The sequence below is a fragment of the Streptomyces parvulus genome (assembly GCF_014648855.1).
Lineage (GTDB): Bacteria > Actinomycetota > Actinomycetes > Streptomycetales > Streptomycetaceae > Streptomyces > Streptomyces parvulus.
In genome coordinates this window covers 418396-443734 of sequence record NZ_BMRX01000006.1, presented here as the reverse complement: position 1 = coordinate 443734, position 25339 = coordinate 418396, and the positions used below count along the sequence as shown (strand labels likewise).

Below are 25339 nucleotides of genomic sequence, written 5' to 3'. Positions count from 1 at the left end.
GCACCCGGCGGAAAACCGCGGCCCCGTGGGAGGGGACGCGCGCGGGCGCGAGCGTAGGCTCGTCCCGGGTGTTCGCCCGCCCGGGCGAGGACCGCGTCGCAGGAGGGATCTAGGGTCGGATGTCGGGCCCGGTCGACCCACCCGCATTCGGCCACACCAGACTTCATACGGAAGCGAGAATTCACCACCGTGACTGCTCTCACTCTCAGCACCGCAGCGGCGCCCGGCCTCCGGGCCGACGCGATCGTGATCGGTGTCGCCAAGGACACGTCGGCCAGGTCCCAGGGTCTGGTCGTCGCACCCGGCGCCGAGGCCGTGGACAAGGCGTACGACGGCCGGCTCGCCGGCGTCCTGGAGACCCTCGGTGCCTCCGGCGCCGAGGGCGAGGTGACGAAGCTGCCCGCTCCGTCCGGCTTCAAGGCACCCCTCGTGGTGGCGGTGGGCCTCGGCGCCCAGCCCGAGAAGGACGCCGCCTTCGACGCCGAGGCGCTGCGCAGGGCGGCCGGCGTCGCCGCCCGCACCCTGGCCGGCGCGAAGAAGGCGGCCTTCGCGCTCCCGCTCTCCGAGGCGGCCGACGCCGGTGCGGTGGGCGAGGGCGTGCTGCTCGGCGCGTACTCCTTCAACGCCTACAAGGAGCAGGGCGGCGCCAAGGCGAAGAACGGCAAGGCGCCGCTGGCCGAGGCCACGCTGCTCGGCGGCAAGCCCCGCGACAAGGCGTACAAGGCGGCCGTCGAGCGCGCCGCGGCCGTCGCCGAGGAGCTGAACCGCGCCCGCGACCTGGTCAACACCCCGCCGAACGACCTGAACCCGGAGGCCTTCGCGGCGGTCGCGCAGGCCGCGGCCAAGGAGCACGGCATCAAGGTGCAGGTGCTCGACGAGAAGGCGCTGACCAAGGGCGGCTACGGCGGCATCCTCGGCGTCGGCGCCGGTTCGGCGGCGGGTCCGCGGCTGGTGAAGCTGTCGTACACGTCGTCCAAGGCGACGAAGTCCCTCGCCTTCGTCGGCAAGGGCATCACCTACGACTCGGGCGGCATCTCGCTGAAGCCGGCCGGGCACAACGAGACGATGAAGTGCGACATGGCCGGTGCCGCCGCCGTGTTCGCCGCGGTCGTCGCCGCCGCGCGGCTGGGCCTGGAGGTCAACGTGACCGGCTGGCTGGCGCTGGCCGAGAACATGCCGTCCGGCTCCGCCACGCGCCCGGGTGACGTGCTGCGGATGTACAGCGGCAAGACGGTGGAGGTGCTCAACACCGACGCCGAGGGCCGGCTCGTGCTCGCGGACGCGCTGTGGGCGGCCTCGCAGGAGAAGCCGGACGCGATCATCGACGTGGCGACGCTGACCGGCGCGATGATGCTGGCGCTGGGCAGCCGGACGTACGGCGTGATGGCGAACGACGACGCGTTCCGCGCCGCGGTGCACGAGGCGGCCGAGGAGGTCGGCGAGCCGGCGTGGCCGATGCCGCTGCCGGAGCACCTGCGCAAGGGGATGGACTCGGCGACCGCGGACATCGCGAACATGGGTGAGCGGATGGGCGGCGGTCTGGTGGCCGGCCTCTTCCTGCGCGAGTTCGTGGGCGAGGGCATCGCCTGGGCGCACCTGGACATCGCGGGCCCGGCCTTCAACGAGGGCGGCGCGTTCGGGTACACGCCGAAGGGCGGCACGGGCACGGCGGTGCGGACGCTGGTGCGGGTCGCCGAGCTGGCGGCCGCGGGTGATCTGGGCTAGGGGCGCCTGAGAGATCGGGGGTGCGGGGATCTCGCGGCCGCAGGGCCGTCGTGGCTGGTCGCGCGGTTCCCCGCACCCCCGGCGGCGTGGCGGTGCCGTCGGAAGCGAGTGCGGCGGTCCTTCTCCTCACCGGAACGTGGGGCGTCTCACACCCCGGCCCCACGTCTCGTTCGCCTCTCACAAGTGCGAAGATGGAGCCCGGCAGGACAGGGCCCACCCATAGGGCCGAGAACAAAGAGCGGCCGGACACCAGCCGCCGACCGGTCACTGGAGACCGGCGTGGCGCACATGCATGGAGGACGTGACGTGGCGAACGACGCCAGCACCGTTTTCGACCTAGTGATCCTCGGCGGTGGCAGCGGTGGTTACGCCGCGGCCCTGCGCGGGGCTCAGCTGGGCCTGGACGTCGCCCTGATCGAGAAGGGCAAGGTCGGCGGTACCTGCCTGCACAACGGCTGCATCCCCACGAAGGCCCTGCTGCACGCGGGCGAGATCGCCGACCAGGCCCGCGAGAGCGAGCAGTTCGGTGTGAAGGCCACCTTCGAGGGCATCGACATGGCGGCCGTCCACAAGTACAAGGACGACGTGATCTCGGGCCTCTACAAGGGTCTCCAGGGTCTCATCGCCTCGCGCAAGGTGACCTACATCGAGGGCGAGGGCCGGCTGTCCTCGCCGACCTCCGTGGACGTGAACGGCCAGCGGGTCCAGGGCCGCCACGTGCTCCTGGCGACCGGCTCCGTGCCGAAGTCGCTGCCCGGCCTGAACATCGACGGCGACCGGATCATCTCCTCCGACCACGCCCTCAAGCTGGACCGCGTGCCGAAGTCGGCGATCGTCCTGGGCGGCGGCGTCATCGGCGTCGAGTTCGCGTCCGCGTGGAAGTCCTTCGGCGCCGACGTCACGATCATCGAGGGCCTCAAGCACCTCGTCCCGGTCGAGGACGAGAACAGCTCCAAGCTGCTGGAGCGCGCCTTCCGCAAGCGCGGCATCAAGTTCAACCTGGGCACCTTCTTCGAGAAGGCCGAGTACACCCAGGACGGCGTCAAGGTCACCCTCGCCGACGGCAAGGAGTTCGAGGCCGAGGTCCTGCTCGTCGCCATCGGCCGCGGCCCGGTCTCCCAGGGCCTGGGCTACGAGGAGGCCGGGGTCGCCATGGACCGCGGCTTCGTCCTCGTCGACGAGTACATGCGGACCAACGTCCCGACCGTCTCCGCCGTCGGTGACCTCGCCCCCACCCTCCAGCTCGCGCACGTCGGCTTCGCCGAGGGCATCCTGGTGGCGGAGCGGCTCGCCGGCCTGAAGACCGTCCCGGTCGACTACGACGGCGTGCCGCGGGTGACGTACTGCCACCCCGAGGTCGCCTCCGTGGGCATCACCGAGGCCAAGGCCAAGGAGATCTACGGCGCGGACAAGGTCGTCGCCCTGAAGTACAACCTGGCCGGCAACGGCAAGAGCAAGATCCTCAAGACCGCGGGCGAGATCAAGCTCGTGCAGGTCAAGGACGGTGCCGTGGTCGGCGTCCACATGGTCGGCGACCGCATGGGCGAGCAGGTCGGCGAAGCCCAGCTGATCTACAACTGGGAGGCGCTGCCCGCCGAGGTGGCCCAGCTCATCCACGCCCACCCGACGCAGAACGAGGCGATGGGCGAGGCGCACCTGGCGCTGGCCGGCAAGCCGCTGCACTCCCACGACTGACCTCCCCGGTCACTGGGCGCGACGACACAGACTTCCGCAATTTCGTAAGGAGCAACCGAAACCATGGCGGTTTCCGTAACCCTTCCGGCGCTCGGCGAGAGCGTCACCGAGGGCACCGTCACCCGTTGGCTGAAGGCCGAGGGTGAGCGCGTCGAGGCCGACGAGCCGTTGCTCGAGGTCTCGACCGACAAGGTCGACACCGAGATCCCGGCCCCCGCGTCGGGCGTGCTGTCCTCCATCAAGGTCGCCGAGGACGAGACCGTCGAGGTCGGCGCCGAGCTGGCGCTGATCGACGACGGCACCGGCGCCCCGGCCGCCGAGCAGGCCCCGCAGGCCGAGCAGGCCGCCGAGCCCGCTCCCGAGCCCGCCGCTGCCGCCCCGTCCACCGAGCAGTCCGCCCCGGCGCCCGCGCCGAGCGCCGAGCAGTCCGGCGGCGGTTCCGCCGAGGGCACGGACGTCGTCCTGCCCGCGCTCGGCGAGTCCGTCACCGAGGGCACCGTCACCCGCTGGCTGAAGTCGGTCGGTGACAGCGTCGAGGCCGACGAGCCGCTGCTCGAGGTGTCCACCGACAAGGTCGACACCGAGATCCCCGCCCCCGCGTCCGGCACCCTGCTGGAGATCGTGGTCGGCGAGGACGAGACCGCCGAGGTCGGCGCCAAGCTCGCCGTCATCGGTGAGGCCGGCTCCGCCCCGGCCGCCGCCCCCGCCCAGGAGGCGCCGGCCCAGGAAGCCCCGGCCCAGGAGGCCCCGGCCGAGCCCGAGCCCACCCCGGCTCCGGCTCCCGCGCAGGCCGCCCCGGCTCCGGCCGCCCCGGCCCCGCAGGCGCCCCCGGCCCCCGCCCCGCAGCCCGCCGCCCCGGCGCCCAAGGCCGCCCCGGCCGCGGCCCAGCCGGCGGACGACGGCGCCTACGTCACCCCGCTGGTGCGCAAGCTCGCCTCCGAGAACGGCGTGGACCTGTCCACCGTCAAGGGCACCGGCGTCGGCGGCCGCATCCGCAAGCAGGACGTCATCGCCGCCGCCGAGGCCGCCAAGGCCGCCGCTCCGGCGCCGGCCGCCGCGACCGGTGGCACGGCCACCGCCGCGAAGAAGGCCCCCACCCTGGAGGCCTCCCCGCTGCGCGGCCAGACCGTCAAGATGCCCCGCATCCGCAAGGTCATCGGCGACAACATGGTCAAGGCGCTGCACGAGCAGGCCCAGCTGTCGTCGGTCGTCGAGGTCGACGTCACCCGCCTGATGAAGCTGCGCGGCCGGGCCAAGGACGCGTTCGCGGCCCGCGAGGGCGTCAAGCTCTCGCCGATGCCGTTCTTCGTGCGGGCCGCCGCCCAGGCGCTGAAGGCGCACGCGCCGATCAACGCCAAGATCAACGAGGCCGAGGGGACCATCACCTACTTCGACACCGAGAACATCGGTATCGCGGTGGACTCCGAGAAGGGCCTGATGACCCCGGTCATCAAGAACGCCGGCGACCTCAACCTGGCCGGCATCGCCAAGGCGACCGCCGACCTGGCGGGCAAGGTGCGGGCCAGCAAGATCAGCCCGGACGAGCTGGCCGGCGCGACCTTCACCATCTCCAACACCGGCTCGCGCGGCGCGCTGTTCGACACGATCATCGTGCCGCCGGGCCAGGTCGCCATCCTCGGCATCGGTGCCACGGTCAAGCGTCCGGCCGTCATCGAGACGGAGGACGGCCCGGTCATCGGCGTCCGCGACATGACGTACCTGACCCTGTCCTACGACCACCGCCTGGTGGACGGCGCCGACGCCGCCCGCTACCTGACGGCGGTCAAGGCGATCCTGGAAGCCGGCGAGTTCGAGGTCGAGCTCGGCCTGTAGTCCCTCGCCAGTGGGCCTGTACGGTGCCCCCGCCCGGAATCCTCCGGGCGGGGGCATCGCCGTGTTCCGGGCGGGGAACGCTGTGTAAGTCTCGTCTCACCTGCGCCGAAGCGCCCCCGTGCGCCCTGCCCGCGCGCCGGGACGGCCGTATTGTTGCTCAACGTCAGCCGCCCCAGGGGGCCGAAGGGGCCCCTCCCGAAGGAGCTCCCATGACCGCGCCCGTCGTCCACTCGCTGCGCGAACAGATCCGCGAGCACATCCTGGAAGGGATCATCAGCGGACGCTGGCAGCCGGGCGAGCGGATCGTGGAGCGCCGGATCGCCACCGAGCTGGAGGTCAGCCAGACGCCGGTGCGGGAGGCGCTGCGGGAGCTGGAGTCGCTGCGGCTGATCGAGTCGGCGCCGAACAAGGGCGTCCGGGTGCGCAATCTGACCGCCGCCGACCTGGAGGAGAGCTACCCGGTCCGGGCCGGCCTGGAGGCGATCGCGGCCGAGCTGGCGGCCGAGCGGCTGGCCGTGGACTGCTCGGCCCTGGAGCCGCACGTCGCCGCGCTGTACGAGGCCGACCGGGGCGCCGACGGCACGGCGCAGGTGCGGCACACGGTGGGCTTCCACCGGGAGCTGGTCCGCGCCGCGGGCAACTCGGTGCTGCTGCACACGTGGGAGGGCCTGGGCATCGAGGTCTTCACGGCGCTGTCGATACGGTGGCTGGGGACGGTGCAGCAGTCGTACGCGGAGGAGCACGACGAGCTGGTCGCGGCCTTCCGCCGCCGGGATCCGCGGATCCCCGAAATCGTCAAGGCCCACGTCCTCGGCTGCGCGCCCCGGGCCTGACCACCCCTGGGCGCTGCGCCCCGGAAGGGGCGCGGGGAACTGCGCGATCAGCCACGACGGCACCCGCACCCGCCACACAACCGCACCCCCGAGCTCATCCGCGCCCACCCCACCTCACCTGCACAAACCCCCCGACGGGCACCGTCACTCCGTGCCATCGCCGAAGGCACCCCGTGCCGACTTTCTCGGTATCGAGAGGTTTTGCCCCTCAACCCTTTGATCGATCATCGATCAGGGAGTTACAGTCACGGACGGGCTTCCACCCGAGCCCCACCGCCCTGTCCTGCCAAAGACCTAGGGCACCCCCGAACCCTTGCCGATGAGGGAACCCCCTTCGACTGAGGAAGGCGGCGACATGACCGACCCCAAAGCCATCCAGCCGAGCGAGCTCGACCAGCTCCCGGACCGCGACCCGGAGGAGACCGCCGAGTGGCAGGCCTCCCTGGACGCCGTCACCAAGGCTGCCGGGCCGCACCGTGCCGCGTACTTGATGCGCCGCACCCTGGAGCGCGCCGAGGGCGCCGGCCTGGCGCTGCCGAAGCTGCTCGAGACGGACTACGTCAACTCCATCCCGACCGCCGACGAGCCCGCCGTGGACGGCGACGAGGACCTGGAGCAGCGGATCACCGCGTGGAACCGCTGGAACGCGGCAGCCATGGTGACCCGCGGCAGCAAGCACGGCGTCGGCGGCCACATCGCCACCTTCGCCTCCGCGGCCTGGCTGTACGAGACCGGCTTCAACCACTTCTTCAAGGGCAAGGAGGGTGACGGCTCCGGCGACCAGCTCTACGTCCAGGGCCACGCCTCCCCCGGCATCTACGCCCGTGCCTTCCTCGACGGCCGGCTGACCGAGGACCACCTCGACAACTTCCGCCGCGAGTCCGGCGGCAACGGACTGCCGTCCTACCCGCACCCCCGCCGCCTGCCCTGGCTGTGGGAGTTCCCCACCGTCTCCATGGGCCTCGGGCCGATCTCCGCGATCTACCAGGCGCGGTTCAACCGCTACCTGACCAACCGCGGCATCAAGGACCTGACCAACTCCCACGTGTGGGCGTTCCTCGGCGACGGCGAGATGGACGAGCCCGAGTCCACCACCGCGCTGACGCTCGCGTCCCGCGAGGGCCTGGACAACCTGACCTTCGTCATCAACTGCAACCTGCAGCGCCTCGACGGTCCGGTCCGCGCCAACTTCAAGATCGTGCAGGAGCTGGAGGCCCAGTTCCGCGGCGCCGGCTGGAACGTCGTGAAGTCGCTGTGGGGCACGGCGTGGGACGAGCTGTTCCAGCTCGACACCAACGGCGCCCTCGTACGCCGGCTGCGCGAGGTACCCGACGCGCAGGTGCAGACGTACCAGACGCGCGACGCCGCCTACATCCGCGAGGACTTCTTCGGCAAGGACCCGGAGCTCGCCGCGATGGCGAAGCTGCTGTCCGACGACAAGATCCTCGAGTGCTTCCACTACTCCCGCGGCGGCCACGAGGCCCGCAAGGTCTACGCCGCGTACAAGGCCGCGCTCGCCCACAAGGGCGCGCCGACCGTGATCCTGGCCCAGACGGTCAAGGGCCACACCCTCGGCACCGGCTTCGCCTCCAAGAACGCCAACCACCAGATGAAGAAGCTCTCGGTGGACGAGTTCAAGGACATGCGCGACCTGCTCGGCCTGCCGATCAAGGACAGCGACTTCACCGACGGCGTGGTCCCCTACGGCCACCCGGGCGCCGACTCCCCCGAGGTCCGCTACCTCCAGGAGCGCCGCGCGGCGCTCGGCGGTCCGGCCCCGGCCCGTCGCGTGCACCCGGTCGCGCCGCTGCCCGCGCCCGCCGAGAAGGCGTTCGCCTCCTTCGACAAGGGCTCCGGCTCGCAGAGCGTGGCCACCACCATGGCCTTCGTCCGCCTCGTCAAGGACCTGGTCCGCGACAAGGAGACCGGCAAGCGCTGGGTGCCGATCGTCCCCGACGAGGCGCGCACCTTCGGTATGGAGAGCCTCTTCCCGTCCCTGGGCATCTACTCCCCCAAGGGCCAGACGTACGAGCCGGTCGACCGCGACCAGCTGATGTACTACAAGGAGGCCGAGAACGGGCAGATCCTCAACGAGGGGATCACCGAGGCCGGTTCCATGGCCGACTTCATCGCCGCGTCGACGTCGTACGCGACGCACGGCGAGACGATGATCCCGTTCTACATCTTCTACTCGATGTTCGGCTGGCAGCGCACGGCCGACCAGATGTGGCAGCTCGGCGACCAGCTCGGCCGCGGCTTCCTGGTCGGTGCCACGGCCGGCCGCACCACGCTGACCGGCGAGGGCCTGCAGCACGCGGACGGCCACTCCCCGGCCATCGCGGCGACCAACCCGGCCGCGCTGACGTACGACCCGGCGTTCGCGTACGAGGTCGCGGCGATCGTCAAGGACGGTCTGCGCCGGATGTACGGCGAGGCGGCCCCGGGCGAGGACCCGGACGTCTTCTACTACCTGACCGTCTACAACGAGCCGATGCCGCAGCCGGCCAAGCCGTCCGCGGCCGGTGTGGACGAGGGCATCGTCAAGGGCCTGTACCGCTTCAACACGGCGGAGACGGCGGGCCTGACCCCGGCCGCGAACGCCCCGCGCATCCAGCTGCTGGGCTCCGGCACCGCGATCCACTGGGCGCTCAAGGCGCAGCGCCTGCTCTCCGAGGAGTGGGGCGTGGCCGCCGACGTGTGGTCCGCGACCTCCTGGACGGAGCTGCGCCGGGACGCGATGGACGCCGACGCGGCGCTGCTGCGCGGCGAGGAGCGGGTGCCGTACCTCCGCCGGGCGCTCCAGGGCGCCGAGGGCCCGGTCCTCGCGGTCTCCGACTACATGCGCCAGGTCCCGGACCAGATCGCGCAGTGGGTCGAGCAGGACTACTCGTCGCTCGGTGCCGACGGCTTCGGTCTCTCGGACACCCGCGACGCGGCCCGCCGGCACTTCGGTGTCGACGCCGAGTCCATCGTGGTCGCGGCTCTCGCCCAGCTCGCCCGGCGCGGCGAGGTCAAGGCGGCGGCCGTGAAGGAGGCGCGCGAGCGCTACGGCCTGTAGGGACAGGGAACACAGGAGGCCCCCGCCCCGGCGGGGGCCTCCTGCATGATGTGGGGATGCGCGCTGCCCGCCTCATCAAGATGGTGCTGCTCCTCCAGTCCCGCCCGGCCATGACGGCCGCCGAGCTGGCCAGGGAGCTGGAGGTCTCCGAGCGGACCGTGACGCGGGACGCGCAGGCGCTCTCGGAGGCCGGGGTGCCGGTGTACGCGGAGCGCGGGCGGGCCGGGGGCTACCGGCTGGTCGGCGGCTACCGGACGCGGCTGACCGGGCTGGCGCGGGGCGAGGCCGAGGCGCTGTTCCTGTCGGGGGTGCCGGGCGCGCTGCGTGAGATGGGCCTGGAGGACGCGGCGTCGGCGGCCCGGCTGAAGGTGTCGGCGGCGCTGCTGCCCTCGCTGCGGGACGCCTCCCGCACGGCGGCGCAGCGCTTCCACCTGGACGCGCCGAACTGGTTCCGGGAGCCGCGCACGCCCGAGCTGCTGCCGGCGGTGGCGGACGCGGTCTGGGACGACCGGCGGATCACCGCGCGCTACCGGCGTGCGCAGGACGAGGTGGTGCGGGAGCTGGAGCCGTACGGGCTGGTTCTGAAGGCGGGGGTCTGGTACCTGTGCGCGCGCGTCGCGCGGGAGCGGGAGTCGGCCGGCGGGCCGTACCGGGTCTACCGGATCGACAAGTTCACGGCGGTGGAGCCGGGCGAGGAGCGGTTCGCGCGGGACGACGGCTTCGACCTGCCCGCGTTCTGGGCGGAGCGGGCCGAGCAGTTCGCGCGGTCCATCCTGCGGGCGACGGTCGTGGTGCGGCTCTCGGAGCGCGGAGCGCGCGGGCTGGCGTACGCGGTGGACGCGCTGTCGGCCCGGGAGGCGCTGGAGGCGGCCGAGGGGCCGGACGCGGACGGGTGGGTGACGGTGACGCTGCCGGTGGAGTCGGAGGAGGTGGCGCACACGCAGCTGACGGGTCTGGGGCCGGAGGTGGAGGTGCTGGCGCCCCAGGGGCTGCGGGACCGCTTCGCCCGGGACGCGCGGCGGCTCGCGGAGCTGTACGCGGGCGCGGGGCCGGACGGCGGCTGAGGGTCGCCGCGCGGCGGCGCGCGCACGACTCCGTCGTACGTTCCCTCGTGCGTTCCGTCGTACGGCGATTCCCGCATAACGATCCGCCGCACTCCGCGTGCGTCGCACCCCCGCAGGGCCGATGCTGGACCCGTGATGGACGAGACGGAGTTCTGGGAGCTGATCGACGCCGCCCGCGAGGGCGCCGACGGCGATCCCGAGGACCAGGCCGACCTGCTGGTGGACCGGCTGCTCACCATGGACCCGGACCTGGTGCTCGACTTCGCCCGCCACTTCGAGGCCCGCTACAACCGCGCCTGCACCTGGGACCTGTGGGGTGCCGCGTGGGTGCTGCTGGGCGGGGCCAGCGACGACGCGTTCGACTTCTTCCGCTGCTGGCTGATCGGCCAGGGCCGGGAGGTGTACGAGGGCGCCGTGCACGAGCCCGACTCGCTCGCCGAGCTGCTCGACGACTTCGACGAGGAGCTGGACGGCGACGGGGAGGAGCTGGGCTACGCGGCCGACGAGGCCTACGAGCAGCTCACCGGCACCGTCGCCCCCGACCTCGGTATCGCGCCCGCCCCGGCGGAGCCGCTGGGAACGGCGCTCGACCTGGAGAACGACCGGGCCCTGGCCGGACGCCTGCCCCGCCTGTGGGAGCGGTTCGGGCCGGAGTGAGCCCGGCGCCGGCCACCTCGACCGGCCCGCCTGGCCCGCCCGGCGCGGTGCGGGCCGGCCGGCTCAGCCGGTGCGGCCCTGGAGGCGGGCGGCGGTCTGCCGGATCTCCGGGAGGCGCTCGGACAGGGCGGCGCCCGGGCAGCTGGTCTGGTAGCCGTCGTCGTGGCCCGCGACGGCCGGCAGCGTCGCCTTGGCGCCCGCCGCGTACCGGCTGAGCCCGTTGCTGGAGACCAGGGCGACCTTCCCGCGCGGGTCGGTGTCGGTCTCGCCGAGCTTCCAGGCGGCCACGGCGGCGATGGAGTCGGTCAGCGCGTCCGGCACGGGCACGCCCGCGGTGAAGGTGCCGAGGGCGGCGATGCCGGTGGTGCGGTGGTTGAAGCCCTGGGTGTGGGCTCCGGTGACGGGGCGGTCGGCGCCGCCGGCGCGGCCCTCGTAGACGGTGCCGCAGCGGTCGACGACGAAGTTGTAGCCGATGTCGTCCCAGTCCCGGGCGCCGGTCTGGCCCATGTACACGCCGCGCAGGATGGACGGCACGTCGGCGCAGTCGTAGCCGTTGGGCGTGTCCGTGTGGTGGACGAAGACGGCGAGGATCTTGTCGTCGTAGCGCGGGGCGGGCTGGTCGCGGGCGGCCTCGCCGAGCCACTGGGACCGGGGCACGATGGCCGGCCGGGGCGCGGTGTGCCGGTCGGCGGCGACCGGGGCGGTCTCGGTCTGGGCCGCCTGCTCCACGCCGTTCGCGCAGAGGAACAGCGCGGCGACGGCGGCCAGGCCGGGCAGCGCGCCGAGCACCACCCGCACCGCGCGCGGCACCCCGGCGGCACCGGGTATGGGGGCGCGGGTGGCATCCGGTGCGGGAACGGTTTTCCGCTCCCGGGCCCCGCGTGGTCGGAGAGGACGCATGTGACCCACTCTCCGGCGGATCCGGTCCGTCCGCGATGTGTGCTGTGCCACCCGGTGGAACCATCGTCCCGGTCCACGACGTTTTCCGGTTGATCGCACATGCTGCTTTGGTGACCTTTTCCGGTCGCTCTCGCGGCGCGGTCTGATCAGCGGGGGCGTACGGCGCGTACTGAGGGTTCCCGGGGTCCGGTGGTGGAAAGGCGGCTCGCGTGGATCTGCTCGACGTTCTGCTGGTGCTGGTGGTGCTGGTCTACGCCGCGTCCGGATACCGGCGCGGACTGGTGGCCGGCTGTGTCTCACTGGCCGGCTTCGTGGGCGGCGCGGCGCTCGGCGTATGGGCCCTGCCCCGGGTCACCGACCTCGCGACGCCGGGCTCGACGTCGGCGACGGTGCTCGCCGTGGTCACGGTGCTGCTGCCGGCGATCGTGGTGCACGAGCTGGCGGGGCGGCTGGCGGTGCGGCTGCGCCGGGAGCTGGACGCCGGGCCGCTCCGGGTGGCCGACGGGATCGGCGGGGCGGCGGCGAACGCGGTGGCGGCGCTGATCGTGGCGTGGGTGGCGGCCAGCGTGCTGGCGGCGTCCTCGTCCTCGCTGCTGACCTCGGCGATCCGGGACTCGACGCTGCTGGGCGCGGTGCAGCGGGCGATGCCGGACACCACGCCGGCGTGGTTCTCGGGGGCGACGTCCGCGCTGGCCGAGGCGGGGTTCCCACAGGTCTTCAACCCCTTCGAGAACGAGGCGACGGCGCGGGTCGCCGAGCCCTCCGGTGACAGCGTGACGCCGGCGGCGACGCGGGCGGCCCAGCGCAGCACGGTCAAGGTGGAGGGCGTCACCGGCACCCAGGGCCGGGAGGGCAGCGGTTTCGTGTTCGCGCCGGAGCGGGTGATGACCAACGCCCACGTGGTGGCCGGCATCGACGACCCGACCGTGCGGATCGGCGGGGTGGGGCCGGCGTACGAGGCGCGTGTGGTGCTCTTCGACCCGGCGAAGGACGTGGCCGTCCTGTACGTGCCGGGCCTGACCGCGCCCGTGCTGCGGTTCGACGACGGCGCGGAGCGGGGGGACGCCGCGGTGGTGGCGGGCTACCCGCAGGACGGCGACCTGGACCTGCGGGCGGCGACGGTGGCGAACCGGATCCGGGCCACCGGGCAGAACATCTACAGCGACGCGAACGTCACCCGGGAGATCTACTCGATCCGCTCCACCGTCCGCCCCGGCAACTCGGGCGGGCCGCTGCTGACCACCGAGGGCCGGGTGTACGGCGTGGTGTTCGCCCGCTCCACCTCGGACGCCGGGACCGGCTACGTGCTGACCGCGGCCGAGGTCGCCGCCGACGCGGAGCGCGCCGCGGACGCCACCGCGGCGGTGGACACGGGCGAACCGGTCACGTCGTGACGGGCGCCGGCTCCCGCTCGGTCAGGAACCGGCCCATCGTCACGTCGTCGACGTAGGCGCCGCCGAGGTAGAACTCCTCGGGCTGCACCCCCTCGACGACGAAGCCCTCGGACTCGTAGAGCCTGCGGGCGGCGGTGTTGTGGCCGAGGACGCGCAGGGTGATGCGGCGGGCGCCCAGGCGCCGGGCCTCCTCGACCGCGGCGCGGACGAGCGCGCGGCCGACGCCCGCCCCACGGGCCGTGCCTGCGACGGCGAGGCCGCGGATCTGGCGCACGTGGGCGTTGGCCGCCAGTGGCGTCGGGAAACCGAGCCTGACGTAGCCCACGACGGCGCCGTCCAGCTCGGCCACGAGGTGGTCGTCCGGGCCCGAGTGCGGGCGGAAGAAGGGGTCGTCGGGGCCCGGCGGGGGCGAGACGGCGTGCAGGAGCGACCAGGTGTCGCGGTCGAGCCGGCCGAGCGGCTCCTCGTCGTCGGACCTGGCGGGACGTATGTGCGGGGCTGGCATGACGGTCACTGTACGACGCGGACGCGGGCACCGGTCCGCCCCTTTTCGCCGGCCGACCGGCAGGATGGGCCCATGGATCTGGAACGTTCCCGCATCGTGGTGGCCGGCGCGTCCGGTCTCATCGGCAGCGCACTGGTGCGGTCCCTGACCGCGGACGGCCACGAGGTGGTGCGTCTGGTGCGGCACGCGCCCCGGAGTGCGGACGAGGTCCGCTGGGACCCGGAGAACGGCCGGGTGGACGCGGCCGGGCTCGATGGCTGCGACGCCGTGGTCAACCTGGCCGGGGCCGGGGTGGGCGACCGCCGCTGGACCGACGCGTACAAGACGCGCATCCGCAGCAGCCGGGTGCACGGCACGACGGCGCTCGCGGAGGCGGTCGCCGCGATGGAGCGGCCGCCGCGGGTCTTCGTGAACGGCAGCGCGATCGGCTACTACGGGGAGACCGGCGACCGGGCCGTGGACGAGGGCGCGCCGGCCGGCGAGGGCTTCCTGCCGGCCCTGTGCGTGGAGTGGGAGGCCGCGGCGGCGCCCGCCCGGGAGGCGGGCGTGCGGACGGTCTTCACCCGGACGGGACTGGTCGTCTCGAGCGGCGGCGGGGCATGGGGGCGGCTCTTCCCGCTGTTCAGGGCCGGGCTCGGCGGGCGGCTGGGCGACGGGTCGCAGTACTGGTCCTTCGTGGCGCTGCACGACGAGGTGGCGGCGATCCGCCACCTGCTGGAGCGGGAGGACCTGTCGGGGCCGTTCAACCTGACGGCCCCGCAGCCGCTGACGAACCGTGAGATCACCGCGGCCATGGGCCGGGTGCTGCGGCGCCCGACGCCGTTCCCGGTGCCGGCCGCGGTGCTGCGCGCCGCGCTCGGCGAGATGGCCGGCGACGTCCTGGGCAGCGCCCGCGTCCTCCCGGCGCGCCTCGAGGAGTCCGGCTTCCGGTTCGCGTTCCCGGAGATCGACGGGGCGATCCGCGCGGCGCTGTGATGTGCGGACGCGACCACTCCGCACCCTTGTGCGACCGCCGTGCGACCGTGCCCTGCCCCTGCGCGACTCATCTTGACGATTTCTGGACCTAACCTCGTCTCGAACTCGGGTATCCCTCAAGGCGGTTGGGGGCATGACGTCTCCAGCGGCCGCGCAACCTCTAGGAGGGGCACGTGCTTGAGCCCGCGTACCAGGCGGACGTCGTCGTCGTGGGGGCCGGGATCGCCGGACTCGCCGCGGCACATCGGCTGACCAGCGCAGGAGTGAGGACCACGGTCCTGGAGGCTGCCCATGCGGTGGGCGGCCGGCAGGCGACCGAGAAGGTCGACGGATTCCGGCTCGACAGGATCGGACAGCTGCTGTCCACGGCCTGTCCCGAACTGCGCCGCACCCCCGGGCTCGGCGGCCTGGCGCTGCTGCCCTTCGACCCCGGTGTCCTGCTGCACAGCGAGGGCCGGCACCACCGCGCGGGCGCCCCCGCCGCTGCACGGGGCGCAAGGGGCGCACTCCATGCGGTGCGCGCCCTCGCGAGCGCCCCTCGGTCGATCCCCGCGCCCCGGCGTACGGCCGGCGCCCACCTGCCGTACGGCAGGCCCGCGGCCACGCCCCGGGTCCGCGCCGGCGCCCCGCTCGGCACCGCCGTGGACCAGGCCCGGCTGACCGCGGCGCTGGCGCGGCTCGCGGCCACTCCCGCCGAACGGCTGCTGGCCCGCCCGGAGCTGCCCGCCGCGCCGGCCCTGGCCGCCCGCGGGCTGCCGCCCCGCACGGTGGACGGCTTCCTGCGGCCGCTGCTCGCCGCCCTGCTGTGCGACCCGGACCTCACGACCTCCAGCCGGTGCGCCGACCTCGCGCTGCGCGCCTTCGCCGCCGGGCGGCTGGCCCTGCCCGAGGGCGGCGCCGAGGCCCTGCCCGAGCATCTGGCCCGCGCCCTGCCGCCGGGCACCGTGCACACCGGCGTCCGGGTCACCGCGGTGGCCACCAACGCCGTGACCACCGCGGAGCACGGCGTCATCCGCTGCCGTGCCGTCCTGGTGGCGACCGACGCCCGCGCGGCGGCCGCGCTGCTGCCGGGGCTGCGGGTGCCGGACTTCCACCCGGTGACGGTGGTGCACCACACCACCGACGACCCGCCGGCCACCGGCGCGTCCCTGCTGCTCGACGCCGACCGCGGCGGTCCCGTCGCCCACACGGCGGTGGTCAGCCGGGTGGACCCGTCCCGGGCGCCGGCCGGACGCGCCCTGGTCTCCACCACGGTCCTCGGCCCGCCCCCGTCCGACGTGGACACCGCCGTACGCATCCACCTGGCCCGCCTCTACGGCACCTCCACCACCCGCTGGGAGACCCTCGCCGTGCACCACACCCCGGAGGCGGTCCCCGCGATGCGCCCCCCGCACGACCTGCGCCGCCCGGTACGCCTCCTGGCCGGCCTCTACGTCTGCGGCGACCACCGCGACACCAGCACCGTCCAGGGCGCCCTCCACTCGGGCCACCGCGCCTCGGCGGCCATCCTGACGGACCTGGGCACGGGGCGTCCGATGCACACGGCGGAGGCGGTGGGGGCGGCGCGGGCGGCCTAGGGCCTGTCGTTTGGATCAGGCCGGCTGACAGGGAGGGCCCTTGCCGGCCCACCCGAGCGGGGCGTGGTGCGTGCAGCTGCAAGGCGGAGGAGGGCGACAACGCGGAGCGTTGGCAACCGACGACAACGCCGCAGATGCGCGTGCCACGCCCCGCGACGCCGGCATGATCCAAACGACAGGCCCTAGGCGCGGACGGCTACCCCAGCGCCGCCACCCTGTCCCGGTACCCCCGTACCGGCGGTGCGTCGCGGTACGGCTCCAGGCGGCGTTCGAAGTCGCGGACGTATTCGGCGGCGCGTACCGAGCGCATCTCGGCCGCCTGGCCGGCCGCCTCGGCGGCCAGCTGGCAGGCCTGGTCGAGTTCGCCGAGGCCGAGGCGGGCGGTGGCGAGGACGACGCGGCAGAACAGGCGGCTGCGGGCGTAGACGGGGGCGCGGAGCTGGAGCGAGCGTTCCGCGTGCTGGGCGGCGGCGCGGAACTGCTGGAGGTCGCGGTGGCAGTGGCCGAACTCGTCGGCCAGCTGGGCCTCGTCGAAGAAGCGCGCCCAGTGCGGCACCTCGTCGCCCGGCCGCGCGGTCTCCAGCGCCCGCTCGGCCCGCACCAGCGCGGCGGTGCACGCCCGCACCTCCCCGAGCAGGCCGTGCGCCCGCGCCTCGGCGGCGTGCAGCAGCGTCTGCACGACCGGCGGCGCGGAGGTCCCGACGCCCTGCTGCGCCACCCGCGCGAGCTGCACGGCCTCGCGCCCGTGGCCCAGGTAGACGGCCTGGCGGCTCATGGTCACCAGCACGTACGAGCCGTACGCCCGGTCGCCCGCCGCCTGCGACAGCCGCAGCGCCTGCACGAAGTAGCGCTGGGCGAGGCCGTGCGCCGCGATGTCGTACGACGTCCAGCCGGCGAGCCGGGTGAGGTCCGCGGCGGCGCCGAACAGGCGGCGGCCGGTCTGCTCGCCGTAGGTGCCCCGGAGCATCGGCTCCAGCTCGTGCTCCAGGTACCGCACCAGGGCCTGCCTGGCGTGCCCGCCGCCGTACCGGTCGTCCAGGCTGCGGAACAGCTCGCCGACCGAGCGCAGCGCCGCGAGGTCGCCGCCGGTGACCTTCTGGCCGGGGCCGCGCTCGGCGGGGGCGCGCCGCCGGGCGGGGTCGAGCGGGACCGCCGGGAGCCTCGGGGGCGCCGGGCGGCCCTGGGCCGGGATGCGGACCGGCACCTCGGCGCGGGCCACCCGCTCGTCGGCGCGGCCGATCAGCCAGTCCCGGCTGGGCACGACGAGCCCGGCCGGGGTGAAGGCGATCTTCCGCAGTTCGGCGTGGCTGCCGGAGTCCTTGCGCCACAGCCCGCCCACGATGTCGACGGCCTCGTCGGGGCTGCCGGCGAACTCCAGGCCCGCGTAGACGGGGGCGCAGGCGTCCAGGCCGAGGTCCTGGGCGGTCAGGCGGCGGCCCAGGCGCCGGGTGAAGACCTCGGCGATCAGGGCCGGTGTGGTGCCGCGGGGCTGCTGGCCGCGCAGCCACCGGGTGACGGACGTCTTGTCGTATCTCAGGTCCAGGCCGTGTTCGAGTCCGAGCTGGTCGACGCGACGCGCGAGACCCGCGTTCGAGAACCCCGCTTCGGCGATGAGCGCGGCGAGCTGGCGGTTGGGGGTGCGCTGCGCGGGTCGTTCCGTCATGGTGCGGTGCGGTCTCCTGCCTTCCGGGCCGTTCGATGTGCCCGGAGCGCCTGTGAGCAGCCCTTATGGCCTCGTGAACGGCGTGAATGTAGCGGAGAGTAAGCGCCCGATCGCACACTTCCAGAACCATTCATCCGATCGTGTGAGGATTGCCCGCCCGGCTGACGCCGAGCGGGCGGTCGTACAGTGGCTTGGGCACGCTTCGTGCCTTACGACCTTGCAGGGAGGCCTCGCCGTGAGTGAGCTGCGGTTCGTCCGCATGGGGTTCGGCGCCGAACCCGTCGAGTACCAGGAGGCGTGGGACGAGCAGCGCCGGGTGCACGCCGCGCGGTTCGCCGACGAGGTCCCCGACACCGTGCTGCTGCTCGAACACCCGCCGGTCTACACCGCCGGCCGGCGCACCGCGGAGAGCGAGCGCCCGCTGGACGGGACGCCCGTGATCGACGTGGACCGCGGCGGCAAGATCACCTGGCACGGCCCGGGGCAGCTGGTCGGCTACCCGATCCAGAAGCTCCCGCGCCCGGTGGACGTGGTGGCCCACGTGCGGCGGCTGGAGGAGGCCCTGATCCGCACCTGCGCGGAGTTCGGCCTGGAGACCACCCGGGTCGAGGGCCGCAGCGGCGTCTGGGTCCTGGGCGACCCGGTCGACAGGCGCCCGGCGCTCGGCGGCCTCTCCCTGGACTTCGACCCCCGTCTGACGGACGACGAGTTCGACCCCCGCATGAACGGGCCCGAGTACGCCCCGTCCAACGCCGGGCAGCGCCGCGAGGACCGCAAGATCGCCGCGATCGGCATCCGGGTCGCCAAGGGCGTCACGATGCACGGGTTCGCGCTCAACGTGAACCCCGACAACAAGTGGTTCGACCGGATCATCCCGTGCGGCATCCGCGACGCGGGCGTCGCCTCCCTGGCGAACGAACTCGGCCGCGACGTGACCATCGAGGACGTCCTGCCGGTGGCGGAGCGCCATCTGCGGGACGTCCTGGAGAACGCGGACCTCAAGCCCCGGGAGATCGAGAAGGCACCGGCGGCGTGATGCGGTGCCGGGGGGCATAAATCCAGCCCGTCCGGCGTTTGGGGACGAGGCCGATCAGGCCGGGAGCGGGGGCCTGGGGGCGGCAGCCCCAGCACGTCAAGCACCCACGCCGGACATTCAAAACAACGGGCGTACGCTTAAAGGCGCCGAAGAATCAAACGCTAGGGAGCCGGTCGTGTCCGCAGTCGCACCCGACGGACGCAAGATGCTGCGCCTGGAGGTCCGCAACAGCCAGACCCCCATCGAGCGCAAGCCCGAGTGGATCAAGACCCGGGCGAAAATGGGCCCCGAGTACAAGAAGATGCAGAGCCTCGTGAAGGGCGAGGGGCTGCACACGGTCTGCCAGGAAGCCGGCTGCCCCAACATCTACGAGTGCTGGGAGGACCGCGAGGCGACCTTCCTCATCGGCGGCGACCAGTGCACCCGGCGCTGCGACTTCTGCCAGATCGACACCGGCAAGCCCGAGGCGCTCGACCGCGACGAGCCCCGCCGCGTCGGCGAGTCCGTGGTCACCATGGACCTGAACTACGCCACCATCACCGGCGTCGCCCGCGACGACCTGCCCGACGGCGGCGCCTGGCTGTACGCCGAGACCGTGCGCCAGATCCACCAGCAGACGGCGGAGCGCGCCGACGGCCGCACCAAGGTCGAGCTGCTCGCGCCCGACTTCAACGCGGTGCCGGAGCTGCTGCGCGAGGTCTTCGACTCCCGCCCCGAGGTCTTCGCGCACAACGTCGAGACCGTCCCGCGGATCTTCAAGCGCATCCGCCCGGGCTTCCGCTACGAGCGCTCGCTGAAGGTGCTCACCGACGCCCGCGACTACGGCCTGGTCACCAAGTCGAACCTGATCCTCGGCATGGGCGAGACCCGCGAGGAGGTCAGCGAGGCGCTGAAGCAGCTGCACGAGGCCGGCTGCGAGCTGATCACCATCACGCAGTACCTGCGCCCCTCGGTGCGCCACCACCCCGTGGAGCGCTGGGTCAAGCCCCACGAGTTCGTGGAGCTGAAGGAGGAGGCCGAGCAGATCGGCTTCTCCGGTGTGATGTCCGGCCCGCTGGTCCGGTCCTCCTACCGCGCCGGCCGGCTCTACGGCATGGCCATGGAGCAGCGTCACTCCGCCACCGTGTGAATTCACGCACAAGGCACTACTCGCCAGTAATGGCCGATATTCCGCGGCCCCGACCGTCCTCGCAGATGAGGACACCGGTCGGGGCCGCGCGCCCGTTCCGGGCCCCGGCATCGCGGCTTCATGTCCGTTTGACCGGCGGGTCACGCCCTGGTAACACCAGTCAGTGACCCTGGAATCACACCACGTACACCCGTCTCCGTACCCGGAGCCGTACCGAGGGGGGACCTCCACGATGCAGGCCGCGCCCGTTCGCCCCACCGCCGTCCGCGCCACCGCCATCCCGTCGTTCACCACCGCCCTGCGGGCCGTCGAGTCGCTGCTGCTGAGCAGCGGCCAGCGCACCGCCCGGCGCAACGCCTGGACCTCCGTGCTCGAGGACCGCCGCCGCGCCAAGGACCGGATCGAGACGGAGCGGGTGCTCGGGCAGTCCGTCGTCGGCCGCCCCTGAACCTCGCCCGGCCTCCTCTCCCCGCCCCCGCCGGGCACTGCCGTCGTCGGCGCTTTCGGGGCCACGTAGACTTCGTGCCATGGCGAGGAAGGAACCTGCAGCGGATGCTGCGAATCCAGGGCGACTGAAGCAGATCGCTCTGACCTACAAGATGACCCGCAAGGCCGACAAGAAGATCGGTCTTGTGCTCGCGGGTGTCGGCATCGTCGTCTTCGGTGTCTTCCTCGCGATCGGTTTCCTGGTCGGTCACCCCATCTATCTCGGCATCCTGGGCGTGCTGCTCGCCTTCCTCGCGACGGCGATCGTCTTCGGACGCCGGGCCGAGCGGGCGGCCTTCGGCCAGATGGAGGGACAGCCCGGCGCCGCGGCGGCCGTGCTGGACAACATCGGCCGGGGCTGGAGCACGACTCCGGCGGTGGCGATGAACCGCAACCAGGACGTCGTGCACCGCGCGGTCGGCAAGGCCGGCATCGTGCTGGTCGCCGAGGGCAACCCGAACCGGGTGAAGTCCCTGCTCGCGGCCGAGAAGCGGAAGATGAACCGCATCGTCGCCGACGTGCCCGTGCACGACCTGGTGGTGGGCGACGGCGAGGGCCAGGTCGAGCTGAAGAAGCTGCGCACGACCATGCTCAAGCTCCCCCGCGTCCTGTCCGGCCCGCAGGTCACCGTGACCAACGACCGGCTGCGGGCGCTGGGCGACCTGATGAGCAACATGCCGCTGCCGAAGGGCCCGATGCCCAAGGGCATGCGCATGCCGCGCGGCGGCAACCCGCGCCAGCGCTGACCCCGTAGGACTCCGAGACGCCGGTACGGCGATGGGGGCGACCGAAGTGATTCGGTCGCCCCCATCGCCGTACCGGCGCGGTCGTCTCCGCGCCGGCGTCGCGCCGGGTGTGGTGTCAGGTGCGGACCTCGACCGTGCGCGCCAGCCTGTCGTGCAGGCCCCGGCCGTCGCGGTCCCAGATGAGCGCCGGGAGGGCGAGGCACAGCAGGACCGAGCGGAGCAGGGCGCGCAGCGGGCTCGGGCGGCCGGTGGCCAGGTCGACGACGCGCAGCCCGAGGAGGCGCTTGCCCGGGGTGAAGCCGAGCGTGCCGACGGTCAGTACGCTGAGCACGAAGAAGATCAGCAGGGCCCAGTTGCCGGTCGCCTGGTCGTAGCCGTCCGTGATCAGGCCGTATGCGATCAGGAGGCACAGGGCCCAGTCGATCGCCAGGGCGCCGATGCGCCTGCCCGGGCGGGCGATCGAGCCCGGCCCCTCCTCGGGCAGACCGAGCTGCTCCCCCCGGTAACCGAGGTCGGCGCCGGACTCCTCGATGGCCGCGCGGGGCCCCGAGAGCCACGATCCGATTGCTTGCCTGTTGTCCACCCGACCACGGTACTGCGCCCCCTTGCGCGCGGGGGACGGCGGGGTGTGGCGGGCTCCGATCCGGCCTAGGCTGGACGCGAAGCCGGTTAACTTCTGCGAAACAAACGGGTCACGTTAGAGAAATCACCCGTCCCTAGGGTCGAGGAAGCGTGTGCCACCCGCACTGGCCGCACGAACGATCTACCACCCCGGCGGGACGGTCGGGAGTAGGAGGAGCTGGATGTTCCAGAACGCCGACGACGCCAAGAAGTACATCGCGGACGAGGACGTCAAGTTCGTCGACGTCCGGTTCTGCGACCTGCCGGGCGTCATGCAGCACTTCACGTTGCCCGCCGAGGCGTTCGACCCCGACGACGAGCAGGCCTTCGACGGATCCTCGATCCGCGGCTTCCAGGCCATCCACGAGTCGGACATGGCCCTGCGCCCGGACCTGTCCACCGCGCGCATCGACCCGTTCCGCCGGGACAAGACGCTCAACATCAACTTCTTCATCCACGACCCGATCACGGGCGAGCAGTACTCCCGCGACCCGCGCAACGTGGCGAAGAAGGCCGAGGCCTACCTGGCGTCGACCGGCATCGCCGACACCGCGTTCTTCGGCCCGGAGGCGGAGTTCTACGTCTTCGACTCCGTCCGCTTCGCCACCAGCGCGAACGAGTCCTTCTACCACATCGACTCCGAGGCCGGCGCCTGGAACACCGGCGCCCTGGAGGACAACCGCGGGTACAAGGTCCGCTACAAGGGCGGCTACTTCCCGGTCCCGCCGGTCGACCACTTCGCCGACCTGCGCGCCGAGATCTCCCTGGAGCTGGAGCGGTCCGGCCTGAAGGTCGAGCGCCAGCACCACGAGGTGGGCACCGCCGGCCAGGCCGAGATCAACTACAAGTTCAACACGCTGCTGGCCGCCGCGGACGACCTCCAGCTCTTCAAGTACATCGTGAAGAACGTGGCCTGGAAGAACGGCAAGACGGCGACCTTCATGCCGAAGCCGATCTTCGGTGACAACGGCTCGGGCATGCACGTCCACCAGTCGCTGTGGGCGGGCGGCGAGCCGCTCTTCTACGACGAGCAGGGCTACGCCGGCCTGTCCGACACCGCCCGCTACTACATCGGCGGCATCCTGCGGCACGCCCCGTCGCTGCTGGCCTTCACCAACCCGACGGTGAACTCCTACCACCGCCTGGTCCCGGGCTTCGAGGCGCCGATCAACCTGGTGTACTCGCAGCGCAACCGGTCCGCCGCGATGCGTATCCCGATCACCGGCTCGAACCCGAAGGCCAAGCGCGTCGAGTTCCGCGCCCCGGACTCCTCCGGCAACCCGTACCTGGCCTTCTCGGCCCTGCTGCTGGCGGGCCTGGACGGCATCAAGAACAAGATCGAGCCGGCCGAGCCGATCGACAAGGACCTCTACGAGCTGGCTCCGGAGGAGCACGCCAACGTGGCCCAGGTCCCGACCTCCCTCGGCGCGGTCCTCGACCGCCTGGAGGCCGACCACGAGTTCCTCCTCCAGGGCGACGTGTTCACGCCGGACCTGATCGAGACGTGGATCGACTACAAGCGCGCCAACGAGATCGCGCCGCTCCAGCTGCGTCCGCACCCGCACGAGTTCGAGCTGTACTTCGACGTGTAAAGATCAAGAGGGCTCTACGCTGCACGGACCCTGTGCGGACTCATCGACAGTCCGCACAGGGTCCGCAGTTTTGTTGATCATGGGCCCCATGGTCCGCTCGACGGTCGCCCTGGTGGACTCGTCAGCGTCCGGCCAGAGGTGACTGTACGTATCGAGCGTCGTCTTCGCTGACGAGTGCCGTAGCCGCTGCTGCACCACCTTGACGTCGCTGCCACCCGCGATCAGCAGCGAGGCAAAGAAGTGGCGCAGGTCGTGAAAGCGAAAACCGTCGGGCAGGCCGGCGACCTGCTTCCTGATCCGCCTTATGTGACGCTCGACCTTCCACGGTCCCAGCTGGGAGCCCTCGTCGTCCGGCACCACCCACCCGGCCGTGCGGCCGTCGAGTAGCCGCTTCAGCTCCCCGACGAACGCGTCCGGGATCGGGACCGCGGACATGCTCATCTCGGTCTTGAGCGGCTCCGCCGGGTACTGCACGGCCGGGTTGATGACGCGCGCGTCCAGGTCGACGTCGCCGACACGGAGCCCGCAGACCTCGGCGACGCGCAGGCCGGCGAACGCCCCGAGCAGGATCGCGGGCCGGTACTTCTCCTCGGCCTTCCCATACAGGCTCCACAGCTGCGCCTCAGTCGCAACGTAGGGCCGCTGCTTCCCCGCTCCGGGTGAAGTGCGCCGGCTGCAGGGGTTCGTCGCCAGCTTCCGCGGCTTCGCGCGCACCGCGTCCTCGAGCACCTGGGCCAGGCGGCCGTGCAGCGCGAAGCGGTAGGAGTCCGACAGTCCCTCCCGCTTCAGCTTGGCCATCCAACCCTTCACGGCCATCTCGTCGATGGCGACCAGAGGAAGCGGCCCGAACTCCTTGCGGATGCGCGCCAGGTGCACGCGGGCCTGGCGCTCCGTCGACTCCCGCTGCGCGTAGCTCGCGAGCCACAGGTCGCACCACTGGTCGACGGTCATCTTCTGGCTCTTCGGGTCGACGTAGTCCCCGGTGACCAGCGCGGCCGTGACCTCGTCGAGCCAGCGTTCCCCGTCGATCTTCCGCTCGAAGTGTCGGGCGTGCTCCTTGCCGGCGAGATCCCGATACCGGGCCCGCCACTTACCGTTCGGGCGCTTCTTGATGCTCTTGCTTGCCATCGGCGTCCTTCCGCGGAGTCGACACCCGGTGTCCGACCCACCAGTCAAAATGCTGCTATGAAGCTACTTACGGCCACCAGCCGCGCGCAGGGCGATCGGGACAACGACTTCACGTTCTGCGTCGAGGGTGAACTCGTCATGGTCACCCCGTTCGTGTGCGAGACCGACCGGCTCGACCCGGACGGGGGATGCGGCTGCGGCCGTTCCTTCGTCGGACTCAACAGCGGCAAGGCCACCACCACGGCGCTGGTGTCGGACCTCGACTTCACCCCGGAGGACGCAGCAGAAGCGATCCGCTCCGCCCTCCAGCGCTCCAAGCTCGTCAGCGACGACGAGATCCCCGGCATCATCGAGGACGTCCTCGAGCTGGCCGACGAGTTCCCCGTCGGGACGGTCCTCGAGCAGCGTCTCGGAGACGTCAACTCGAGGATCTAGGAGCGGCGGGGCCGTCCCCGCTTGTAGTAGGTGGCGATGAACTTGGCCTGCGGTTCTTCACGGCGTTCGTTGCGGGCAGGCTGCTCCGACGTCGGCCGGCCCCTCCGTGCCCACTCCTGCCCCGTGTACGGGATCGGGTCCGGCAACGGCCGCTCCGGCGGCAGCAGCACCGGCTCACCAGCCAGCCACGCATCCCGAGCATCCGAGAAATCCCGGTAACCCATGATCCATTCCGCGTAGTGCGGGAACGGGTCATCCGGCACGGCCGGCGGCCTCCACTCCCGCCA

General features: G+C 72.6%; 22 protein-coding genes. 16 read left to right on the top strand and 6 right to left on the bottom strand.

What is annotated here, in order from left to right:
- The first annotated feature begins 189 nt into the window (after positions 1-189).
- The 7 genes from IE108_RS14180 to IE108_RS14150 all read left to right on the top strand — a co-directional run bounded on the left by IE108_RS14180 (position 190) and on the right by IE108_RS14150 (position 10865).
- On the top strand, positions 190-1725 hold the full coding sequence (locus IE108_RS14180) for a leucyl aminopeptidase (protein WP_064727514.1): 1536 nt from the start codon (positions 190-192) through the stop codon (positions 1723-1725).
- A gap of 306 nt (positions 1726-2031) precedes the next feature.
- On the top strand, positions 2032-3420 hold the full coding sequence (lpdA, locus tag IE108_RS14175) for a dihydrolipoyl dehydrogenase (protein WP_064727515.1): 1389 nt from the start codon (positions 2032-2034) through the stop codon (positions 3418-3420).
- 63 nt (positions 3421-3483) lie between these two features.
- Positions 3484-5253, top strand: coding sequence for a 2-oxoglutarate dehydrogenase, E2 component, dihydrolipoamide succinyltransferase (sucB, locus tag IE108_RS14170; protein WP_064727516.1), 1770 nt, complete (start codon positions 3484-3486; stop codon positions 5251-5253).
- Between the two features lie 209 nt (positions 5254-5462).
- The gene (locus IE108_RS14165) at positions 5463-6086 is read left to right on the top strand and encodes a GntR family transcriptional regulator (RefSeq protein WP_064727517.1); all 624 of its coding nucleotides are present in this window, start codon (positions 5463-5465) and stop codon (positions 6084-6086) included.
- 355 nt (positions 6087-6441) lie between these two features.
- Positions 6442-9144 (top strand): pyruvate dehydrogenase (acetyl-transferring), homodimeric type, encoded by a 2703-nt coding sequence (aceE, locus tag IE108_RS14160; protein ID WP_064727518.1) that lies wholly within the window; start codon positions 6442-6444, stop codon positions 9142-9144.
- A 56-nt stretch (positions 9145-9200) separates the two neighbouring features.
- Complete coding sequence (locus IE108_RS14155) at positions 9201-10208, top strand: helix-turn-helix transcriptional regulator (protein ID WP_064727519.1); 1008 nt, start codon at positions 9201-9203, stop codon at positions 10206-10208.
- 135 nt (positions 10209-10343) lie between these two features.
- Complete coding sequence (locus tag IE108_RS14150; RefSeq protein ID WP_064727520.1) at positions 10344-10865, top strand: DUF4240 domain-containing protein; 522 nt, start codon at positions 10344-10346, stop codon at positions 10863-10865.
- A gap of 63 nt (positions 10866-10928) precedes the next feature.
- On the opposite strand, the gene IE108_RS14145 is transcribed toward IE108_RS14150, so the two are convergent.
- Entirely contained in the window at positions 10929-11765 is an 837-nt protein-coding gene (locus IE108_RS14145; protein ID WP_189397654.1) for a peptidoglycan recognition protein family protein, read from the bottom strand.
- Between the two features lie 209 nt (positions 11766-11974).
- Between IE108_RS14145 and IE108_RS14140 the strand changes: the two genes are divergently transcribed.
- The gene (locus IE108_RS14140) at positions 11975-13159 is read left to right on the top strand and encodes a MarP family serine protease (RefSeq protein WP_064727521.1); all 1185 of its coding nucleotides are present in this window, start codon (positions 11975-11977) and stop codon (positions 13157-13159) included.
- On the opposite strand, the gene IE108_RS14135 is transcribed toward IE108_RS14140, so the two are convergent.
- Positions 13149-13673: a GNAT family N-acetyltransferase gene (locus IE108_RS14135; protein ID WP_107420127.1), complete on the bottom strand. Its 525-nt coding sequence runs from the start codon at positions 13671-13673 to the stop codon at positions 13149-13151. The two genes, IE108_RS14140 and IE108_RS14135, sit on opposite strands and share 11 nt — an antisense overlap.
- Before the next feature lie 69 nt (positions 13674-13742).
- Between IE108_RS14135 and IE108_RS14130 the strand changes: the two genes are divergently transcribed.
- Positions 13743-14639, top strand: a complete 897-nt coding sequence (locus IE108_RS14130) for a TIGR01777 family oxidoreductase (RefSeq protein ID WP_064731719.1) — start codon at positions 13743-13745, stop codon at positions 14637-14639.
- A gap of 173 nt (positions 14640-14812) precedes the next feature.
- Positions 14813-16216 (top strand): NAD(P)/FAD-dependent oxidoreductase, encoded by a 1404-nt coding sequence (locus tag IE108_RS14125; protein ID WP_064727522.1) that lies wholly within the window; start codon positions 14813-14815, stop codon positions 16214-16216.
- Between the two features lie 196 nt (positions 16217-16412).
- Here the strand turns inward: IE108_RS14125 and IE108_RS14120 are convergent, their stop codons facing one another.
- Positions 16413-17879 carry an NsdA family TPR-like regulatory protein gene (locus IE108_RS14120; protein WP_064727523.1) on the bottom strand — a complete coding sequence of 489 codons (1467 nt, stop codon included), beginning with the start codon at positions 17877-17879 and terminating at the stop codon, positions 16413-16415.
- A 235-nt stretch (positions 17880-18114) separates the two neighbouring features.
- Here IE108_RS14120 and lipB point away from each other — a divergent pair, with 235 nt between their 5' ends.
- From lipB to IE108_RS14100, 4 genes are all read left to right on the top strand, one after another.
- Positions 18115-18915, top strand: coding sequence for a lipoyl(octanoyl) transferase LipB (gene lipB / locus IE108_RS14115; protein ID WP_064727524.1), 801 nt, complete (start codon positions 18115-18117; stop codon positions 18913-18915).
- A gap of 175 nt (positions 18916-19090) precedes the next feature.
- Positions 19091-20044: a lipoyl synthase gene (gene lipA, locus IE108_RS14110; protein WP_064727525.1), complete on the top strand. Its 954-nt coding sequence runs from the start codon at positions 19091-19093 to the stop codon at positions 20042-20044.
- Between the two features lie 232 nt (positions 20045-20276).
- Positions 20277-20492: an SCO2195 family GlnR-regulated protein gene (locus IE108_RS14105; protein ID WP_064727526.1), complete on the top strand. Its 216-nt coding sequence runs from the start codon at positions 20277-20279 to the stop codon at positions 20490-20492.
- Positions 20493-20571: 79 nt separating this feature from the next.
- A complete protein-coding gene (locus tag IE108_RS14100) occupies positions 20572-21276 on the top strand; it encodes a DUF4191 domain-containing protein (RefSeq protein ID WP_064727527.1) in 705 nt (234 codons plus the stop codon).
- Between the two features lie 115 nt (positions 21277-21391).
- Here IE108_RS14100 and IE108_RS14095 read toward each other — a convergent pair whose 3' ends face one another.
- Positions 21392-21859, bottom strand: a complete 468-nt coding sequence (locus tag IE108_RS14095) for an RDD family protein (protein WP_064727528.1) — start codon at positions 21857-21859, stop codon at positions 21392-21394.
- Between the two features lie 220 nt (positions 21860-22079).
- Here IE108_RS14095 and glnA point away from each other — a divergent pair, with 220 nt between their 5' ends.
- The gene (gene glnA, locus IE108_RS14090; protein WP_064727529.1) at positions 22080-23489 is read left to right on the top strand and encodes a type I glutamate--ammonia ligase; all 1410 of its coding nucleotides are present in this window, start codon (positions 22080-22082) and stop codon (positions 23487-23489) included.
- 3 nt (positions 23490-23492) lie between these two features.
- On the opposite strand, the gene IE108_RS14085 is transcribed toward glnA, so the two are convergent.
- On the bottom strand, positions 23493-24617 hold the full coding sequence (locus IE108_RS14085; protein ID WP_064727530.1) for a tyrosine-type recombinase/integrase: 1125 nt from the start codon (positions 24615-24617) through the stop codon (positions 23493-23495).
- A gap of 57 nt (positions 24618-24674) precedes the next feature.
- Here IE108_RS14085 and IE108_RS14080 point away from each other — a divergent pair, with 57 nt between their 5' ends.
- A complete protein-coding gene (locus IE108_RS14080; RefSeq protein WP_064727531.1) occupies positions 24675-25052 on the top strand; it encodes a DUF7715 family protein in 378 nt (125 codons plus the stop codon).
- On the opposite strand, the gene IE108_RS14075 is transcribed toward IE108_RS14080, so the two are convergent.
- A complete protein-coding gene (locus IE108_RS14075; protein ID WP_159394598.1) occupies positions 25049-25315 on the bottom strand; it encodes a hypothetical protein in 267 nt (88 codons plus the stop codon). The genes IE108_RS14080 and IE108_RS14075 overlap by 4 nt on opposite strands.
- Between the last annotated feature and the right edge of the window lie 24 nt (positions 25316-25339).

What these genes read in the sequence shown, in the direction of transcription:
- IE108_RS14145 (WP_189397654.1), bottom strand. Translation starts at nt 11,765, where the DNA reads ATGCGTCCTCTCCGACCACGCGGGGCCCGGGAGCGGAAAACCGTTCCC.
- IE108_RS14155 (WP_064727519.1), top strand. Translation starts at nt 9,201, where the DNA reads ATGCGCGCTGCCCGCCTCATCAAGATGGTGCTGCTCCTCCAGTCCCGC.
- IE108_RS14085 (WP_064727530.1), bottom strand. Translation starts at nt 24,617, where the DNA reads ATGGCAAGCAAGAGCATCAAGAAGCGCCCGAACGGTAAGTGGCGGGCC.
- IE108_RS14100 (WP_064727527.1), top strand. Translation starts at nt 20,572, where the DNA reads ATGGCGAGGAAGGAACCTGCAGCGGATGCTGCGAATCCAGGGCGACTG.
- IE108_RS14080 (WP_064727531.1), top strand. Translation starts at nt 24,675, where the DNA reads ATGAAGCTACTTACGGCCACCAGCCGCGCGCAGGGCGATCGGGACAAC.
- sucB (WP_064727516.1), top strand. Translation starts at nt 3,484, where the DNA reads ATGGCGGTTTCCGTAACCCTTCCGGCGCTCGGCGAGAGCGTCACCGAG.
- IE108_RS14105 (WP_064727526.1), top strand. Translation starts at nt 20,277, where the DNA reads ATGCAGGCCGCGCCCGTTCGCCCCACCGCCGTCCGCGCCACCGCCATC.
- IE108_RS14150 (WP_064727520.1), top strand. Translation starts at nt 10,344, where the DNA reads ATGGACGAGACGGAGTTCTGGGAGCTGATCGACGCCGCCCGCGAGGGC.
- IE108_RS14120 (WP_064727523.1), bottom strand. Translation starts at nt 17,879, where the DNA reads ATGACGGAACGACCCGCGCAGCGCACCCCCAACCGCCAGCTCGCCGCG.
- aceE (WP_064727518.1), top strand. Translation starts at nt 6,442, where the DNA reads ATGACCGACCCCAAAGCCATCCAGCCGAGCGAGCTCGACCAGCTCCCG.
- IE108_RS14165 (WP_064727517.1), top strand. Translation starts at nt 5,463, where the DNA reads ATGACCGCGCCCGTCGTCCACTCGCTGCGCGAACAGATCCGCGAGCAC.
- glnA (WP_064727529.1), top strand. Translation starts at nt 22,080, where the DNA reads ATGTTCCAGAACGCCGACGACGCCAAGAAGTACATCGCGGACGAGGAC.